Annotated in this window: 20 protein-coding genes; 11 read left to right on the forward strand and 9 right to left on the reverse strand. The window is 49.0% G+C overall.

All coding sequences use genetic code 11. From position 1 onward, the window contains the following. The 4 genes from R7V76_RS16665 to R7V76_RS06595 form a co-directional block, all read left to right on the forward strand. On the forward strand, window positions 1–79 hold a 79-nt coding region (locus tag R7V76_RS16665; RefSeq protein ID WP_369076250.1), incomplete at its 5' end, for an IS3 family transposase. A gap of 271 nt (window positions 80–350) precedes the next feature. Beyond that, window positions 351–1,202: a BglG family transcription antiterminator LicT gene (licT, locus tag R7V76_RS06585; protein WP_318091680.1), complete on the forward strand. Its 852-nt coding sequence runs from the start codon at window positions 351–353 to the stop codon at window positions 1,200–1,202. A gap of 83 nt (window positions 1,203–1,285) precedes the next feature. Further along, complete coding sequence (locus R7V76_RS06590; protein WP_318091681.1) at window positions 1,286–3,136, forward strand: beta-glucoside-specific PTS transporter subunit IIABC; 1,851 nt, start codon at window positions 1,286–1,288, stop codon at window positions 3,134–3,136. 24 nt (window positions 3,137–3,160) lie between these two features. After that, window positions 3,161–4,606: a glycoside hydrolase family 1 protein gene (locus R7V76_RS06595; RefSeq protein ID WP_318091682.1), complete on the forward strand. Its 1,446-nt coding sequence runs from the start codon at window positions 3,161–3,163 to the stop codon at window positions 4,604–4,606. Window positions 4,607–4,655: 49 nt separating this feature from the next. Here the strand turns inward: R7V76_RS06595 and R7V76_RS06600 are convergent, their stop codons facing one another. After that, the gene (locus R7V76_RS06600) at window positions 4,656–6,041 is read right to left on the reverse strand and encodes an MFS transporter (RefSeq protein ID WP_318091683.1); all 1,386 of its coding nucleotides are present in this window, start codon (window positions 6,039–6,041) and stop codon (window positions 4,656–4,658) included. 330 nt (window positions 6,042–6,371) lie between these two features. Here R7V76_RS06600 and R7V76_RS06605 point away from each other — a divergent pair, with 330 nt between their 5' ends. Continuing rightward, window positions 6,372–6,725 (forward strand): hypothetical protein, encoded by a 354-nt coding sequence (locus R7V76_RS06605; RefSeq protein WP_290826880.1) that lies wholly within the window; start codon window positions 6,372–6,374, stop codon window positions 6,723–6,725. A gap of 46 nt (window positions 6,726–6,771) precedes the next feature. Here the strand turns inward: R7V76_RS06605 and R7V76_RS06610 are convergent, their stop codons facing one another. The 4 genes from R7V76_RS06610 to R7V76_RS06625 are packed head-to-tail and all read right to left on the reverse strand — an operon-like array spanning window position 6,772 to window position 8,874. Next, window positions 6,772–7,212, reverse strand: coding sequence for a hypothetical protein (locus R7V76_RS06610; RefSeq protein ID WP_318091684.1), 441 nt, complete (start codon window positions 7,210–7,212; stop codon window positions 6,772–6,774). Continuing rightward, a complete protein-coding gene (locus R7V76_RS06615; RefSeq protein ID WP_318091686.1) occupies window positions 7,209–7,670 on the reverse strand; it encodes a GNAT family N-acetyltransferase in 462 nt (153 codons plus the stop codon). Before R7V76_RS06615 ends, R7V76_RS06610 begins: the two co-directional genes overlap by 4 nt. Before the next feature lie 33 nt (window positions 7,671–7,703). Next, on the reverse strand, window positions 7,704–8,150 hold the full coding sequence (locus tag R7V76_RS06620; protein ID WP_318091687.1) for a hypothetical protein: 447 nt from the start codon (window positions 8,148–8,150) through the stop codon (window positions 7,704–7,706). 13 nt (window positions 8,151–8,163) lie between these two features. Continuing rightward, entirely contained in the window at window positions 8,164–8,874 is a 711-nt protein-coding gene (locus R7V76_RS06625) for a GntR family transcriptional regulator (RefSeq protein WP_318091688.1), read from the reverse strand. A gap of 166 nt (window positions 8,875–9,040) precedes the next feature. Between R7V76_RS06625 and R7V76_RS06630 the strand changes: the two genes are divergently transcribed. From R7V76_RS06630 to R7V76_RS06650, 5 genes are all read left to right on the forward strand, one after another. Then, the gene (locus R7V76_RS06630) at window positions 9,041–10,939 is read left to right on the forward strand and encodes a beta-glucoside-specific PTS transporter subunit IIABC (protein ID WP_318091689.1); all 1,899 of its coding nucleotides are present in this window, start codon (window positions 9,041–9,043) and stop codon (window positions 10,937–10,939) included. 26 nt (window positions 10,940–10,965) lie between these two features. Further along, the gene (gene bglA, locus R7V76_RS06635) at window positions 10,966–12,426 is read left to right on the forward strand and encodes a 6-phospho-beta-glucosidase BglA (RefSeq protein WP_318091690.1); all 1,461 of its coding nucleotides are present in this window, start codon (window positions 10,966–10,968) and stop codon (window positions 12,424–12,426) included. A gap of 173 nt (window positions 12,427–12,599) precedes the next feature. After that, window positions 12,600–13,097 carry a hypothetical protein gene (locus R7V76_RS06640; RefSeq protein WP_318091691.1) on the forward strand — a complete coding sequence of 166 codons (498 nt, stop codon included), beginning with the start codon at window positions 12,600–12,602 and terminating at the stop codon, window positions 13,095–13,097. Then, the gene (locus R7V76_RS06645; protein WP_318091692.1) at window positions 13,088–13,786 is read left to right on the forward strand and encodes a 5'-methylthioadenosine/S-adenosylhomocysteine nucleosidase family protein; all 699 of its coding nucleotides are present in this window, start codon (window positions 13,088–13,090) and stop codon (window positions 13,784–13,786) included. Before R7V76_RS06640 ends, R7V76_RS06645 begins: the two co-directional genes overlap by 10 nt. 13 nt (window positions 13,787–13,799) lie before the next feature. Beyond that, complete coding sequence (locus tag R7V76_RS06650) at window positions 13,800–14,333, forward strand: hypothetical protein (protein WP_318091693.1); 534 nt, start codon at window positions 13,800–13,802, stop codon at window positions 14,331–14,333. A gap of 37 nt (window positions 14,334–14,370) precedes the next feature. On the opposite strand, the gene R7V76_RS06655 is transcribed toward R7V76_RS06650, so the two are convergent. Then, window positions 14,371–14,841 (reverse strand): GNAT family N-acetyltransferase, encoded by a 471-nt coding sequence (locus tag R7V76_RS06655; RefSeq protein WP_318091694.1) that lies wholly within the window; start codon window positions 14,839–14,841, stop codon window positions 14,371–14,373. Between the two features lie 89 nt (window positions 14,842–14,930). Between R7V76_RS06655 and R7V76_RS06660 the strand changes: the two genes are divergently transcribed. Further along, a complete protein-coding gene (locus R7V76_RS06660) occupies window positions 14,931–15,536 on the forward strand; it encodes a GNAT family N-acetyltransferase (protein ID WP_318091695.1) in 606 nt (201 codons plus the stop codon). Window positions 15,537–15,579: 43 nt separating this feature from the next. On the opposite strand, the gene R7V76_RS06665 is transcribed toward R7V76_RS06660, so the two are convergent. From R7V76_RS06665 to R7V76_RS06675, 3 genes are all read right to left on the reverse strand, one after another. Further along, complete coding sequence (locus R7V76_RS06665) at window positions 15,580–16,242, reverse strand: hypothetical protein (protein ID WP_318091696.1); 663 nt, start codon at window positions 16,240–16,242, stop codon at window positions 15,580–15,582. Between the two features lie 21 nt (window positions 16,243–16,263). Further along, window positions 16,264–17,472, reverse strand: a complete 1,209-nt coding sequence (locus R7V76_RS06670; RefSeq protein ID WP_318091697.1) for an MFS transporter — start codon at window positions 17,470–17,472, stop codon at window positions 16,264–16,266. A 75-nt stretch (window positions 17,473–17,547) separates the two neighbouring features. Continuing rightward, entirely contained in the window at window positions 17,548–18,030 is a 483-nt protein-coding gene (locus R7V76_RS06675; protein WP_318091698.1) for a DUF2975 domain-containing protein, read from the reverse strand. Between the last annotated feature and the right edge of the window lie 147 nt (window positions 18,031–18,177).

Here is an 18,177-nt window from a genome sequence, read left to right on the forward strand (position 1 = left end):
AAATTACTATAACGAAGAACGAATCCAAGAAAAATTAGGCTACCTGACACCGATAAAATATGGTGTACTGGCAGCCTAATCAAGGTGTTTTATATGTGTCTCATATCGCTAGGTCAGTCTAGGTGCTTGCTTTTTTCTGCTTTAAAATATATGGTGAAAGCGCTTCATAAAATGATTGACGCGGCACGTTTTCCGTCGTATTCTAGTAATGAAAAGAATAAACCAATCAGGATTGTTACTGCGCAAGCAGGCAAAACCTAAATTGATATCTGTTGCGTGTTGCGGCGATGGATATGAATTTAGGTTTTTTCTTTTCAATACGATGCTTAAGGGTGGAGGTGAAGGATTCCGTGCAAATCGTGAAAGTCTTTAATAACAATGTCGTGGCGATTGAATCGAACGGGCAGGAACATGTGGTCATGGGTCGGGGAATCGCATTTCAAAAACGAATGGGTGATGTGATTGACGAATCCCGGATCGAAAAAGTCTTTACGCTCGAGAGTAAAGAGAGCCGGGAACGGTTCATCGATTTTTTGAACGAGATGCCGCAGGCTGAAATCGAGACGGTCAAGGAAATCGTCAAGATGGCCGAAGCCAGACTCGACAAATCGCTCCATGATACGGTGTACGTGACACTGGCCGATCATATCCACTACGCACTGTCACGATATGCAGACGGAATCATCATCCGCAATCCGCTCGTCTGGGAAGTCAAACGGTTTTACGGTCCGGAATTTGCGGCAGGCAAAGAAGCCGTCCGCCTGATCAACGAACGGCACGGCGTCAATCTCGACGAAGAAGAAGCGGTCTCGATTGCGCTGCACCTGGTCAATGCCTCGATGTCCGGTGTCAAAGGCGAAAGTTTACACATCGTGACCGAAATGACGAAAGCGACGCAAGCCATCATGACGATCATCACGTATCATTTTCAGGTCGAGCTGGATGAAGAGTCTCACGCGTACGTCCGCTTTTTAACCCATTTAAAGTTTTTTGTTCAGCGGATTGTCTCAAAAACAAAGCTGAACACCGGCGGAGACGAAGAACTGTATGAAATGGTCAAATCCCGCTATCCGAAAGCGTTTGAGTGTGTCGAAAAGATCGCCAATCTGATTACTGGGAAGTATGACTACACAGTTTCGAAAGATGAACGGCTTTACTTGATGATTCATATCGAAAATCTCATGAAACAGAATCGAACGTAAGGATGGTTACCGCATCGACGGGCCAAACCTAAATGATTTCAGGTGTTTTTCACTTGTTATCGTTTAGGTTTTTTTATTCCAAAATGGAGAATGGAGTGAATCAGGTGGGCAAATATCAAGTACTTGCACAAGACATCGTCCGATTGGTCGGAGGCGAAGACAACGTCAAGACGGTTTTTCACTGTGCGACACGGTTACGCTTTAAATTAAAGGACGAACAAAAAGCCGATGCCGAAGCGTTGAAACAGGTCGACGGTGTAATCACCGTCGTCAAGAGCGGCGGACAGTTCCAGGTCGTCATCGGGAATCATGTCGGTGACGTCTATAACGAATTGAACGGAATCGGTCAAGAGACTTCAGAAGAAACGGAAAAAACCAGTCTGTTCAACCGCTTCATTGATACGATTGCCGGTATCTTTACACCGATTCTTGGTCCGATGGCAGGAAGCGGACTGTTAAAAGGATTACTCGCACTTCTTGTGGCGACCGGATTATTGACACCGACGATGGGCACATACATCGTCTTGAATGCGACGGCGGACGCACTGTTTTACTTCCTGCCGGTCGTGCTCGGTCATTCCGCTGCGAAAAAATTTGGCGGTAATCCATATATCGGGATGATTATTGGTGGGGCGCTCGTCTATCCGTCGATCGTCGCGCTGCAAGCTTCAGGGGAGAGTCTGACGTTCCTGACGATTCCGGTCGTCCTGATGAGTTACGCCTCATCCGTCATTCCGATTATCCTGGCGACACTCGTCTCATCAAAACTTGAAAAATTCTTCAACCGTCACTCGCATGAAGCGGTCAAAAACTTCACGACACCGATGCTTGTCCTGATGCTCGTCGTGCCGTTGACATTCCTTGCGATTGGACCGCTTGCGACATACGCGAGTCAGGGACTTGCAGCCGGTTACTCATTCCTTTACAACTTGAGTCCGGTCATCGCGATTGCCTTCATCGGAGCGTTTTGGCAGATCTTCGTCATGTTCGGTCTTCACTGGGGATTGGTCCCGATTATCATCAATAACTTGTCGGTCAACGGTTTTGACACCATCACGGTCGGTGTCCTGATGGCAACGTTTGGTCAAGTCGGTGCCGTCTTCGCCATCACGTTACGGGCGAAGGATCCAAAGATTAAAGGACTTGGAACGTCGTCGACGATTGCCGGGATCTTCGGGATCACGGAACCGGCGATGTACGGTTTGACATTACCGCGTAAAAAGCCGTTCATTTTCGGTATCATCGGTGGAGCAGTCGGCGGTTTGGTCGGCGGTGGACTCGGAACAGCCTCCTACGCGATGGGCGGACTCGGCATCTTCGGTGTTCCGGTCATGATTCCGCAGACTGGCATCAACCTGACATTCTGGGGTGCACTGATTGGTCTTACCGTCGCTGCACTGGTTGCGTTCGGACTGACGTACTTCTTTGCCCGCGACAAACAACAGGTCACGGATGAAGTGCCGACGATCAGTGAACAAGTTGGTCTACCGGTCCTCGCACCGGTCAAAGGGCAAATCATTTCACTCGAACAAGTGGATGATGCCGTCTTCTCAAGTGGTGCGATGGGAAAAGGATTGGCGATCATTCCGGATGAAGGAATCGTTTATGCCCCGTTTGACGGAGAGGTCGTCACGGTCTATCCGTCGAAACACGCCATCGGTTTAAGGTCGGACACCGGCGTCGAGATTTTGGTCCATATCGGTCTCGACACCGTCCAACTGAACGGTCAACACTTTGAATCGTTCGTCGAGAGCGGCCAGTCAATCCGGGTCGGTGATCCGTTGATCCGTTTCGACATCGAACAGATCAAACAAGCCGGCTACGACATCATCACACCGGTCATCGTAACGAATACCGCCAGTTATCTCGATGTCTTGCCGACGTATCAAGGAACGGTCGAACCGTCACGTGATGTCTTACGCATCTTAGTCTAAACCCAATCAGAGGAGGAATTATTCATGAAACAGATCAAATCCGATTTTCTATGGGGCGGCGCAACGGCTGCCAATCAACTCGAAGGGGCGTACGCGACGGACGGCAAAGGATTGTCGATTGCCGACGTCATGCCGGGCGGTAAACACCGGATGCAGGTCATCCATGATCCGCAGTTTGATTTCGAGCTGAAAGAAGAGTATACGTATCCGAATCACGACGGAATCGACTTTTACCATCACTACAAGGAAGACATTGCCCTGTTTGCTGAAATGGGCTTCAAGACGTACCGGATGTCGATCGCCTGGAGCCGGATCTTCCCGAACGGGGACGAAACGGAACCGAATGAAGCAGGTCTGCAGTTTTATGACAATGTCTTTGATGAATTGCTGAAACACGGCATTGAGCCGCTCGTCACGATTTCGCATTACGAACTGCCGCTCCATTTGGCGAAAGAGTACGGCGGCTGGCGCGACCGCCGGCTCGTGACGTTCTTTGAACGCTACAGCCGGGTCTTGTTCGAGCGTTATCAAGGAAAGGTCAAGTACTGGCTGACGTTCAACGAAATCAACGGTGCTCAGTTCATGCCGATGCTCAGCCTCGGGATGGCAGTCCGCGAAGACGAAAACATGCTGCAATCGACCTATCAAGGGCTGCATCACCAATTCGTTGCAAGCAGTCTGGCGACAAAGGCCGCCCGTGAAATTGACCCGACAATGCAAATCGGCTGCATGCTGATTGCCGCTCCGGTTTATCCGTTCAGCTCAAACCCGGTCGATGTCCAGTTTGCACTGGAAGAAGAACGGATGATGAACTACTTCTGCGGGGATGTCCACGTCCGCGGAGCGTATCCGGCGTTTGCCGACCGTTTCTTCTCTGAAAACAACATCGAGCTCGTTGTCGAAGACGGCGATCTCGAACTGTTGCATGACTACACGGTTGATTTCTTCTCGCTCAGTTACTACATGTCGCGGACAGAAAAAGCGGAAAAAGACGGAAATGATGCCGGCGGGAACATCATGAGCGGTGTCAAAAATCCGTACTTGAAAGCAAGCGACTGGGGCTGGGAAATCGATCCGGATGGTTTACGGATCATCTTAAATAAATTATATGACCGGTATCAGATTCCGTTGTTCATCGTTGAAAACGGACTCGGTGCCTACGATGAAGTGGAAGCCGACGGTGCGATTCATGACTCGTACCGGATTGCGTATCTCGAAGGCCACTTGAAAGCGATGATGGAAGCAATCGAGGATGGCGTTGAGATGATGGGGTACACAAGCTGGGGCTGCATTGATCTCGTCAGTGCATCGACCGGAGAATACAGTAAACGGTACGGATTCATCTATGTCGATAAACACGATGACGGTTCGGGGACGCTGGCCCGGTCACGGAAAGATTCGTTCTACTGGTACAAAGAAGTCATCGCCTCGAACGGTGCGACATTGACGCAGACATCGGTCTCAAAATAAGCAAAAGGACCGGCATCGCACAAGCGACGCCGGTCCTTTTTTTAATCGATTATTCAGCCCACCACAAAGCATCATCCGGTTTCTTCGCAACGGCATGCAGTTCTTTTTCCGTCGAGACGGTCGGGTGTGAACCTTTTAAGGCTTTGCCCGATGTACTCTTGAAGAAGAAGAAGAACGTGATGAAGCCGATCACGCTGACGGCTGTCAGGTAATACGCCGGAGCGAGCGGATTTTGTGTCGCATGGACGAGCCATGTCGAGACAAGTGGTGTCGTTCCGCCGAAAATCGAGACGGACACGTTAAACGTCACGGACAGTGTCCGGTAACGGACATCCGTATAAAAGATACTTGGCAACAGACTTGGCATCGTTCCTTCGAAGATCGCCAGGAAGAAACCAAGGATGAAGATTCCGATTCCGACGAACAAGAGCGGCTTCAGACCAATCAGGTAGAATGAGAGAATCGACAAGATTGATAGACCGGCCAGTGCAAACAGGACGATGTTCCGGTTACCTTTTTTATCGCTGAGTTTCCCGAAGAAGTAAGCGAGTGGAATCATGATGAACATGACACCGGTAATCAAAATCGTACTCGTTGAGCTTGAGATGCCCATGACTTCATTCAGGTAAGACGGCATATACGACAGCAGCATGTAGTTCGTGATATTGAAGAAGGCGACGGCGATAAAACAGACGATGATATCGCGTTTATGGTCGCGGAGGATTTCCCGGAACGACGCCGGTTCTTCCGTATTTGCATTGATTTCGTTTTCGAAGATCGGCGATTCATCAAGATGACGACGCAGGTACAGACCAAACAGTCCGAGTGGTGCCCCTAAGATAAACGGAATCCGCCAGCCCCATGACGCCATTTGTTCGTCGGATAACGTGACGAACAGGATGGTCGCAAGAATCGACGCTAAAATGTAACCACCGAGTGTCCCGATTTCAAGACCACTTCCGAGGGCGCTTCGTTTATTGTCGGGTGATGATTCTGCGATGTAGACCATCGCACCGGCATATTCACCGCCGGTTGAGAACCCTTGTAAAATCCGGGCCAGTAATAGTAAGATTGGTGCCCAAATCCCGATTTGATCATACGTTGGTAATAATCCGATGATGAGGGTCGAACCCGCCATCATGACGATGGTCGTCGTCAGGACAACCTTCCGTCCGAGCCGATCCCCGATGCGTCCAAAGACGATTCCACCGATTGGTCGCATTAAAAAAGCGATCGCAAACGTCGCAAAGGTAAAGACAAGCTTCAGTTCATCATTTTCAACGGCACTAAAGAAGTTTTGACTGATGATGATTGCGAGATACGAATAAAGACCAAAATCGAACCATTCCATCGCATTCCCAATTCCGGTCGCATAGACACTTTTTTTGGTTTGCTTCATGTCGACGACATTGACTTTTTCTTTTCTGAATTTCATAAGTTCTGTTCACTCCCTTTAATAAGTTCGTATCGTAACATAGTAAGAAATGAAGTCAAGTCGCTAAGCCGCTTAACGACTTGAAAATGACTGAAAACGGCTCTGTGCCGGGAGTTGTCAAACCGTTGAGACTGTAAGGAAGACGTCTTGTCGTCAAGATAAATGAAAAAATATTAATTTTTTTCATTTCTTTTCACAAAAATGACACGTTTTTCATTCGTTTTCATTTTGTTTGTCCGTCAAGAATCCGCCCTAAGCAGGAGGTCAACGTAAGGAAATGATTGGTAAAATCAAATGGATACATAGTTGAAGGAAGAGGGGCAGGATGACATGAATATGCGACGCATGGGAAAGTGGCTGGCAGGTTTGTTAGGTGTGGTGATCATCAGCGGAACGGCTTGGTATTATCTGTTTGAGACGTCACAAGTGAACGGTTTTCCGATTCCACGGACGGGAACCGTCGAGGAAAAGCCGGAGGGCTTATTAGTCAAGACGCATCTCGTGTCGGAAGTCGAAGGACCCGGCGTATTATACGAAATGCGGATCCGGCAAGCCGGCTGGAAGTGGGTCGACCGGGAAGGGCTGGCCGCCTGGTATGAAAAAGACGGCCGAATGATTGAACTGACGACATTTGATGATGAACTGTTTCTTGAACCGGCTGAACGTGCCGGCATCGAACAGTAAAACAAGCGGAGTTCCTGAAAACAGGGACTCCGCTTGTTTTGTCTGCTCAATTTGCATAGAGCAGCTTTTTCGTATCTTTTTCGTAGACCCGGTAATTAATTTCGAACGCCTGATTCCGAGTCGTCGTCATCCGGCAATAATACGGAACCTTTTTGCCGTAAGCATTAAGATCAGGTGCGTCACGGAAAGAAAATGTGTCGTTGGTTTCCGTTAACGTGATATCGATGGATGTTCTTTTTGACTCAGACGGTTCTAAAACACAGGCACCTTCTAATACACGGTAATCACGAAACACCATCTCGGTGAAGCTCGGCACCGTGATCCAAAGACACAGCAATCCGAGTAACAGGACACCCGTCCACTTGAGCTTTTTTAAGAAAGCATATTGCTTATTGTCGAAGTGAAGCACAAGAACATAACAGGCCGGTAAGACAAACCCGACACCTAGCAAGAAAATGAAAAAATAAGAGATGATTTCAGGATTCATTTGCATACGTCCGTTTGAAGACATGACCAATGGATAAATGTGTCGGACACAGTTGCTTTTTTAAAACCAATTTTCTCCAAGACTCGAATCGAAGCTTGATTTGTCATCGATGTTTCAGCTGAAACAGTTTTAACGTTCGGGCGTGACAAAGCCCAGGCGACAAGAGCGGCGACTGCTTCCGTGGCATAGCCGTTATTTTGATAACAATCGAGCAACCCGTAGCCGATTTCAACGGTCTGATTTGCAGAAGGTAATCCTTTAAATCCGATATCACCGATGATGTTCCTATCCTTGCGAATAACAAGCCAGCTGCCCCAGTGGAGCAGAGCAGGGTTTTCTGCTAGTCCAATTAAATGGTTCTCAAGCTCAGGCCCATTTTCATATGTTTGCGCCAAAACGAGTGGCGTCCATTGCGCGCTATAAGGAACAATCGTCAATCTATCGGTTTCGATGGTCATATGGTGGTCACCTTCCCTTCAAAGTCATTTCGGTCATTCAGACGAATAGAGTAACCGGTTCGTCTTAAAATCGTAGAGCCGGTAAGAAATCTCGAATGCATGATCTTTTGTGGTGGTCACGTGACACGTATACGGGACGTCCGGACCGTACGCACCGAGTTCAGCACGATCCAAGAAACTGAAATAATCGCCTGTTTTGTCGTAGTAAAGATCAATCGTGCGCGGTTTGGATTGATCATCGTACTCTACCGTACAGACTCCTTTAGTCGTCGCATAGTCATGATAGACGACGTACTTCAGGCTCGGAGCCGTATACCAGATGAGTCCCACACCGAATAAACACAGTAAAACGAGTCGGAAAAACAGAGAAAATTCGATTCCGTTATCTTCACGGAGCCAGAAATATAACAATACACTCAGCACTATACAGACGATACCGCCTGCGAAAAGTGCGTAATAAAATAGTACTTCTTCATTCATGCGATCATCTCCCTCATAAATACAAGCCGTTCGCCTGAACGACGAATTGTGAGTGCTCATAATGATAGGTGATGACGGAATAGTCGAACGGCCGGCCGTTCGTCAGGTGGAAGATCGTTTCGACCGTCAATGCCGGATCACCGGCTTTTAGCTCCAAGTGTTGCGCAATCGAGTCCGGCAACTTGCCGACATGCATGTACATATCCGAGAACCCGATGTTCAGTCCGAGTGCTGTCTCCAGATATTCAAAAATCGATTGTTCGACGATTTCCCGGTTCAGATAGGGAACAATCGTTTGCCGGTAATACGATTCTTCAAGGCACATGATGTTGCCGTCAATGTAACGGATCCGTTTAATGGCATAGACCATTTCGCCAGGAGCACTCCCAAGGTTTTCGATGATTTCTTCCGGGCACGGGATCAACTCAAACGACAGGACTTTGGATTGGATGTCGTGCTCGACGAGATTCTGTTTAAAGCCTTGCGTCGAAAACAGCTCGATGTAGCCTTTGCGATTCGTCTTCCGGACAAAAATTCCGCTGCCGCGGACTTGAAAGATGGTGCCTTTTCGCTCCAATAGTTCCAGTGCTTTTGTCATCGTCGTCTTGCTGACTGCAAATTGACGGATCAATTGATCGAGAACCGGTAGTTTGTCACCTTGCTGTAAGGCATGTTGTTCGATATAGGCTTCGATTTCCGTTGCCGTCTGTTGGTATTTCAGCATGGCTCACCCTCATTTTCCAGTAATTGTTCTGCTTTTTTACTATAGCATACGACTGATATGAACTAAATCATCCAAATAATTAAATTAAATATGGATTGATAAATTGTACATGTACAATTATAATGAGGATGTACGATTCGGGTTTACAACATAAGGAGGTTCAGGGATGAGTAAAGTGCGGGATTATCAGCAGCTGGCGCATTCGATTTTGGAGGCGGTCGGCGGCGAGGACAATATCATCAGCGTCGCACGGTGTGCGACACGGCTTCGTTTAGTCTTGAAACGATCGGACGCGAAAGCGAAAGACCAGGTCGCTGCTTTACCGGGTGTCATCACGGTCGTCGAATCAGGCGGTCAGTTCCAGGTCGTCATCGGGCAGCATGTCGGGGAAGTCTATGAAGCGTTTCGACCACTTGTTTCATTAGAAGACGGGAATTCGGAACAGGGAACCGAAGCACCGAAAGGAACCATCTTGAACCGGATCATCGCAACGATGTCCGCCGTCTTTGCACCGTTCGTCTATATCTTAGCGGCAGCCGGTATCCTGCAAGGGGCACTCATCTTAATTTCGCTTGTGTTTAAAGACTTTGCCGCGACGGGAACATATGAAGTGTTCAGCTTTATCTCATGGGCACCGTTTACGTTCCTGCCGATTTTCATTGCAATCACGGCAGCGAACCACTTTAAAGTCAACCAATTCATCGCCGTCGCCTGTAGTGCGGCACTCGTCAGCCCGACGTGGGCCGAGATGGCGGGACGGATCACGTCAGGGGAGTCGATTTCATTCATCGGCATCGCCTTATCGGGAACGACGTATACGTCATCGGTCTTGCCACCGTTGTTCCTCGTCTGGTTGCTGTCCTATCTCGAACGGTTCTTAAACCGGACGATCAATGAAGTCATCAAACCGTTGTTCGTCCCGTTCTTCAGCATGGTCATCATGGTGCCGTTGACGATTCTCGTCATTGGTCCGATCACGACACTCGGAGCGGAAGGAATTGCAAACGGATACAATTATCTGGCCGAAAATGCACCAGCGCTGGCCGGATTGATTATCGGCGGTTTTTGGCAAATCATCGTCATCTTCGGTGTTCACTGGGGCGTCACACCGATGGTCCTGGCGAACTTCGAACAATATGGTCGGGATTCGTTCCAGGCCTATCAAACGATTGCCGTCATCGCTCAAGTCGGTGCCGTCATTGGTGTCATTTTAAAAACCCGCAACAAGGAAACGAAAAAGGTTGGTGTCTCAGCTGGTCTGACCGGAATCTTCGGAATTACGGAACCGGCGATTTACGGCGTAACGTTACGCTTTAAGAAACCATTCATCTACGGCTGTATCTCGGGCGCGGTCGGAGCGGTCGTCGCGAGTTTCTTCAAACCGTATTACTTCGCCTATGCCGGTCTGCCGGGACCATTGACGCTCGTCAACGGCATCAGTTCCGATTATCCATCGTCGATCGTCGGATTATTGATCGGAACAGCGATTGCTTTGATTTTACCGATCGTCCTGATTCAAATCCTCGGATTCGGCGAAGAAAAAGTCGTCCCGGTGACGACGACACCGGCAACACCTGTTCCGGCACAGGAAGTCAGCGCAACGTTGACGAACGAAGAAACGATTCAAGCACCACTGGCAGGACAAGTTGTGCCGCTTTCGGACGTACCGGACGAAGTGTTTGCATCGGGAGCAATGGGGCAAGGTATCGCGATTCGTCCGACTTCAAACACGGTCGTCGCACCGTTCACCGGTACGGTCGTCATGATTGCGCCGACAAAACACGCGATCGGTCTGCGGTCGACGAGCGGCGTCGAAGTGTTGATTCACGTCGGTCTCGAAACCGTCGGCTTGGACGGACAACCGTTTACGTTACACGTTGAAGACGGAGCACATGTCGAAGCGGGTCAAAAGCTGTTGACGTTTGACGCGAAGGCGATTGAACAGCACGGCTTACAGACAATTACACCCGTCATCGTCACGAACGCGTCGAGTTACGCGGAAGTGATCGTCGGGAAACAGGAAACGGTCGAAACCAATACTGCGATTTTAACGATCGTCAAATAACAGAAAGATACAAGGAGGAAATGAAGATGAAGACATTACCAAACGATTTTTTATGGGGCGGGGCACTTGCTGCGCATCAATTTGAAGGCGGCTGGAACGCCGGCGGTAAAGGACCAAGCGTCGTCGACGTCATGACGGCAGGCGAACACGGCGTCGCCCGCCGGATCACCGAGACGATTGAAGAAGGAACGTTTTATCCGAACCATGAAGCAATCGATTTTTATCACCGTTATAAAGAAGACATCGCCTTGTTTGCTGAAATGGGTCTGAAATGTCTCCGGACGTCAATCGGCTGGAGCCGGATTTTCCCGAACGGCGATGAAACGGAACCGAACGAAGCCGGACTGCAGTTTTATGATGATGTGTTTGACGAATTGTTGAAACACGGCATCGAACCGATTATCACGTTATCACACTTCGAGATGCCGTTGCATCTGGCCCGCGAATACGGCGGGTTCCGCAACCGGAAAGTCGCCGAGTTCTTCGAACGGTTCGCTGAAGTCTGCTTCACGCGTTACAAAGACAAAGTGACATACTGGATGACGTTCAACGAAATCAACAACAAGATGGATGTCGAAAACCCGTTGTTCCTTTGGACGAACTCCGGTGTCAAAGTCGAGCCGGGTGAAAACGCGATGGAAGTCATGTATCAGACCGGTCACCACGAGTTGATTGCCAGTGCCCTTGCCGTCGCGAAAGGGAAAGCAATCAATCCCGACTTCCAGATCGGAGCGATGATTTCCCACGTGCCGATTTATCCATATTCATCACATCCGGAAGACGTCATGCTGGCGGAAAAATCGATGCGTCAACGCTACTTCTTCCCGGACGTTCAGGCCCGCGGGTATTATCCGAACTATGCCTTAAAAGAGTTTGAACGCGAAGGGTATCAGATTCCGATTCTCGACGGCGACGACGAGATCCTGAAAAACGGAACGGTCGACTATATCGGCTTCAGTTACTATATGTCGACGACCGTCAAACACGATGCGACTGTCAACAATACGGGCAACATCGTCAACGGCGGTCTGGCGAATGGCGTCGAGAATCCGTACATCCAGTCGAGCGACTGGGGTTGGGCGATTGATCCGATTGGACTCCGCTACGTTCTGAACCGGCTCTATGACCGGTACCAACTCCCGCTCTTCATCGTCGAAAACGGCTTTGGGGCCGTCGATACGATTGAAGACGGCAAGATTCATGACGCAGCGCGGATTGATTATCTCAAGACGCATATCGAAGCGTTGACGGAAGCGGTCACGGAAGATGGCGTCGAACTGATGGGGTACACACCATGGGGCATCATCGATATCGTGTCGTTTACGACAGGTGAGATGAAAAAACGCTACGGGATGATTTATGTCGACCGCGACAACGAAGGCAACGGCTCGATGGAGCGGATGAAAAAAGATTCGTTTGACTGGTACAAACAGGTCATTGCGACAAACGGACAAGACTTGGCGTATGACAAAGCAGCACAACGTTAAGCAGACAGACCTCCACCTGAACACGGGTGGAGGTTGTTTGTTGTATTCAAAAAAGACTTGCCTGAACAAGGGAAAGACGGGATGATGAAGAAAGCATCATCCATTTTTTGTATGGATAAATAAAAATCATCCTAAATACAGGATGATTCAAAAATATGATGGAGGTTATACATATGTTTACAGTTGATGAGTATTTAGCTTCAATCAAAACGAATCTTGCGCAGCACACAGACGTGCTGGTCAAAAATTTGAAGACAATCGCAGAGGCGAACTTTGCACAGGATGTCGAACTGCTAGATTTTTCTGCGTTTATCGAACCGTCGCGGCATGATCTATCAATCATGTTCTTTTCGATGGACCGGGAAGCCAACGAAGTATTTGAAGAAGAGGGAACACCGGGCTTTGCCGGCAGTAAATCGGTGCTCGATGAAATCGTCTATATGGACGTACCGGACGACCGGTCAGAGGCATTTGATGTTTTTTATGAAGAACAGGAGGAAACGCTGTTTGAAGAGGAACAGCGCATGATTGGTGAATGGTTCCGTAGCTGCTTTGAGCAAGCCGGCGGCGCAACAATCGAACTGCCGTGTTACTTCGGTGTCCACGATGAAGGGCAGACACTCGATTTAAAACGGAACGTCTGGATGGACGAAGAAGAAAAATGGGATTGATTCCTGATTTAAAGCGGATTGAAATCGGCGTCAGTATCGCCACCGTTTGGGAATTCGAGGCAGCTTTAAGTTACTTTGACGTAAAAGAAACGGAACGCACGACGTATCCGTACGGAGAATACTTTTGCCGGACAATCAACGGGAAACCTGTCGTCTTTTACAGTACCGGTGTCCGGAAAGTGAACGGTGTCGGCAGTAATCAGTACATGCTGGCGCGTTTTCCAATCACGAAAGTGCTCGTCGTCGGGACATGCGCCGGCATCGATGAACGGTTTGATGTACTCGACATTATTATTCCGGATCGTGCCGTTCAATATGACTGTACGGTCAAAGAAGTCGAACCGTTACTTAAACCGTCGTTCATCGTGGAACTCGATGTGCTGAAATACGGCATGAAAAGTCACGGGACGATTGGGACGGCTGACCGTGCCGTCGTCATGTGGAACGATTATCTCGAACTGCAGGCGAACGACATTACGATTGCCGATACGGAAGCAGCGGCGATTGCCTATATCTGCCGTAAAAATGACGTCGAATGCATCATCATCAAAGGCATCTCGGATGTTCCGACGGACGAGACGGATCTTGATCCGCTTCAGTCGAATCAGGAACAGATCAACGTCTACATCGCCAATACACCGAAGGTTATGACGAGGATTTTTAACGATTATCTGCACATATTTATTTAAAAGGAGTGCCGTTATGAAAAAACGAGTTTTTTGTTCGGTCACGATGGCGCTGATGCTTGGCGGATGTGGAACCGGACAACCGAAAGAGCCCGACTTCCCTCGGTATACGGGCGAATATTTACACATTGCCTATATCGGGAAAGCACCGGAAGTTCGGGAAGACAACGTCCGTTTAAAGGAAATTTCATTCACAGAATTAAAAAATCGTAAGCAGGTCGCTTCGACTTTCGACGCGGTCATGATCATGCCGAACAAGTTACTGGAAGCGGATCAAGGCGAGTATGCCGACACCTACCTGAAAATGCGAATTCCGACGTTTTTCATCGGATCGAATAAGGGGCATGTGCCGTTTATCGCGGACTGGATTTCGTACAAGGAAGCGGCGGGAGAGACGACCGATTATGCAGCCGGTTACTTAAACGGGAAAACGACTTTGTTTTGGACATACGGGTTATACAACGATGTCAAAACGAAGGGACATATTGCCGCCATGTATTCGAATGTCTTTCAAACAGTGGAAACGGTCAAGAACAAACAACGGCAGTAACAAAAAACGCCATCCCGAATAAAATCGGAATGGCGTTTTACGTATGAGATTGCGTCATGATGAGAAACGTGGCATGAATCGTCGAAAACGTGGCGTATCGTTGAAATCCAAGCTGTTCGTACAGGTGAATGGCCCGTTCATTAAACGAAGCGACGGTCAAACGAATGGGTAAGGAAGTTTGGGATTTGGCGGTATCAAGGACAAACGAACAAAACGCAAATCCTGTCCCTTGTCCGGTCAGTTCGGGCTGCCGGCCGAGTCCGATATCCAAATGGTCATCTGGGTACAAATGAAGCGGGCGACCAGGTGGGACTTGCGCAGAACGGCCCGTACAAAAGAAGCCGACGAGTTGTTTGTGAGCGATGACGGCCTGATAGGAACCGTCAAGCAGTTCAGCATATGCCTCCTCCGACGTTTCCATGTTGTAAAAATCGTACGGCGGCGGATAGGTCCACTTCAGAATGGCAGTTGCCTGATCAACGTTCATCGGGACAGCTTGAAAGGTCATAACGTATACCTCCGGATATATTTTTCTCCACTGTATCGCATTCCTGTTATTTTTTCTATATAATGTAAAAAAAGAACGGGGGAACGAACATGACGACAACGGAATTTTACCAACACTTACCGATTCTTGAGACCGAACGATTAGTGTTGCGACCACTGAAAGCGAAAGATCTCGACGATTTATTTGAATACACGCAGGACGAGGAAACCGCCCGTTACGTGACGTGGAATGCCAATCAGACGATCGAACAGGCCGAACAGTTTTTGAATTATGTCCTGTCAAACTACGAACAGGGGAACGAAGCACCATGGGCAATCGTTTGGAAGGAAACCGGCAAGATGATCGGAACAATTGATTTCATCCACCTGTTGCTTGACGACAATAAACAGGCGGAACTCGGATATGCGTTATCGCGCGAGTTCTGGGGCAAAGGAATTGTCACGGAAGCCGTCGCACGTGTCATGGCATACGGTTTTGAAGAACTAAAGCTCGAGCGGATCCAGGCGCGGTGCATGGAGCCGAACATCGGTTCAGCTCGGGTGATGGAAAAAGTCGGGATGACGTACGAGGGAACGTTACGCCGATTAATCTTCATTAAAGGGGCGTTTCATGACGTCAAGATGTATGCGATGTTACGGGACGAGTATGCCGCAGTGACGCAAAAGAAGGAAGCCAATACAAAACAGCATCAATGAGACGAAACCCCCAAACCGGCAAACCGGCTTGGGGGTTTTCTGCTTAAATCGTCTGCTCGACCGAGGGACCGTTCACGAATTCAATCGTGTGCGTCTCTGTATCGAGAATCCGTGTCCGCGGATCATCTTTTGAGAGAAAGATCGCTTCGCCGGTCGCGTCAAAAGCAAACGCCGTCGGAATCGAGAAGCCGCAATTGCGGTAAGAGCCGTCGGCGTGACTCGTCCCGAGGAACAGTGCCGATTGCTGGCGGCTGATTTGCCGGGCTTCACCGGACCAGTCCGTGTATTGCTCCTCACTGAACATCCCGACACCGATCGGATTAAAAATGATGTCGACTTTGTCATGCTTCAGACCGTCCAGGCCGAGGAAAATCTCGCGGCAGAGCAGATAACCGGTTGATTGCCCGTCAATTACGGCAGTCGACGGCGTATAAAGTGGACCGGCTTCCGGTGTCTTCGCCCGGTCGAGCAGAATCTCGCCTGCTGCATTGATGATGAGGGTCCGGTCCAGGCGATCTGCATCGCGGTAACCGGTCACGATGACGGTTGCGAATTGCTTCGCCAAGTGACGTAACGTCTCGACATCCGTCTCGCGGCAGTAGCCTTCCGGATACAGCAGAAGATCGATGTCCGGATAAGCCGCTATTTCACGTTGCAATTGTTCGAGTTGTGTTTCCTGCTTCGGTTGGCCGATTAAAATCTTCATATGAGCACGTCCTTTTATGTATTAAGAAATTTGTTTGGTCGTCTGATCGTCCAGGAAAAAGTCTTCCTTGTCCGGTTGCAGGACATGACGGATTAAGACAAGACTCAGCAGCGAAAGCAAGACAGAACCGGCAATGATGCTGAAGCGAAGCGGGAACAGGTCGCCTGTAAAGCCGATTGCTAAAATCAACAGAATCTGGACGACGCTTTGACCGAGACCGTACAGACTCGTAAAGCGGCCGATCAAATCTTGCGGGACGTTGTTTTGATAAAACGTCATGAAGCCGGTTCCGGCAAAGGCATTAAAAAATCCGAGCAGTAAAAATCCGACCATCACGATTAGAAATGAGCTGGCAGTCGCATACATCAGGTAGCCGATTGCGACGAACAGATAACCGCTGATAAGTAATCTCTTGAGTGACAGACGGTTCGCCAAACGCGCAACGGTTAGACCACCGATGACGGAACCGATTCCCGTAATGCTGATCAGAAGACCGTAGTCGGTGGCGGTCAAACCGACGACCGTTTGCAGAAAGACAACTTCCTGAGCATCCATCGCGAGCGCGAGACTCATCGACAAAATGCCGACCAGATAAATCCGGCTGACAAAGTGGTTGGTCCGGCTGAACCGGCTGACCATCCGCCAATCGGTTCCGATATCCGACAGGCGGACGATTGGTGTGATCGCACGCGAAACGGACGGCAACGTCAGAAGCAGTAACCCGGACACGAGAAACGAACCGGCATTGATCCAAATGGCGACATCGGGTGTCGCCATCAATAACAGCAGACCGGCGAGCGCCGGACCAATCAAAAAGGCACTGGATGTGATCAGGCTCCGGTACGCGTTAAACGACTTGCGTCCGCTTTCCGGAATGATCTGCGTCAGATAACGGATGGCGGCCGGTTCAAAAAACGCTTTGACGAGCGCCAGTTCGAACAACGTCAAGTAAATCAACGATAAAGATGATAAAAAGGGAAGCAATGCAACGAGCAACGCCCGGATCAGGTCGGTTCCGATTAGCCATCGTCGGACATCGACCCGGTCAACCACGCTGCCGGCCCAAAATTTCGTCAACAGGGCGGCGAGCGGACCGATGATCCAAAGACCGGCGACTGCAGCGGCAGAACCGGTCAGTTGATAGAGGTAGACGTTGATCGCAACGAGATAAACAAAATCTCCAAACTGGGAGATACCGAATGAAGCCAAAAGGGTCGAAGAACGAGACAACCGGATTCACCTACTTTTCAGATGCATTTTACCAAAATTATACAGGTTGTCCGGTCGGTATACCAGACCCATCTCTTAAGGTGTTGTTCCGGAAATCAAGTTCTTTTGTTTCACAAGTGACTGCAGAAGCGAACTGATGATACCGAGTGTAGCGGGAATCAAAATTAATATAAAAGCAAACAGGATCAGACCCGGTGCATCATCCCGATCGGCGACGATAAACATGACCGGAAACAGACCGACCGCGACACAACTGATAAGGATAAAACAGATTTTAATTGTGCCGAAGGAAGAAGAGAGGACATTCGCTTCAGCCATACTTCTCTTAAGTGACCGAAGAATTCTTAAGATATGCACCAAGATCATCAGACAAGGAATTAATGCGAGCAGTCCCGCCATCAAGATGAAATAACCCGGTTTATCGAATAAAACCTCCAGTGAGAATCCCCTTTGTGCTCTTTTAATAAGCAGGGAGATGGCGACTCCCGCCAATCCGAACAGACTAATCAACAACCCGCTGCATACAAGTTGCAAGTAGACGAGACGCCATTTTTTCATGGATCGTTCCTCCTTTCTTTCCTCAAGTATAGTCCATCTTTGTTTAGAAATTGCCCGCCTGAAGAATGAGAAAAAAATCTTTTTCATTAATTCAAAGCAAAGTACTCGGAATTAAACTGGAGATATGATATGCTAGAAATAAGAAAA

The organism is Exiguobacterium artemiae, from assembly GCF_033342815.1.
GTDB classification, from domain to species: domain Bacteria; phylum Bacillota; class Bacilli; order Exiguobacteriales; family Exiguobacteriaceae; genus Exiguobacterium_A; species Exiguobacterium_A artemiae_A.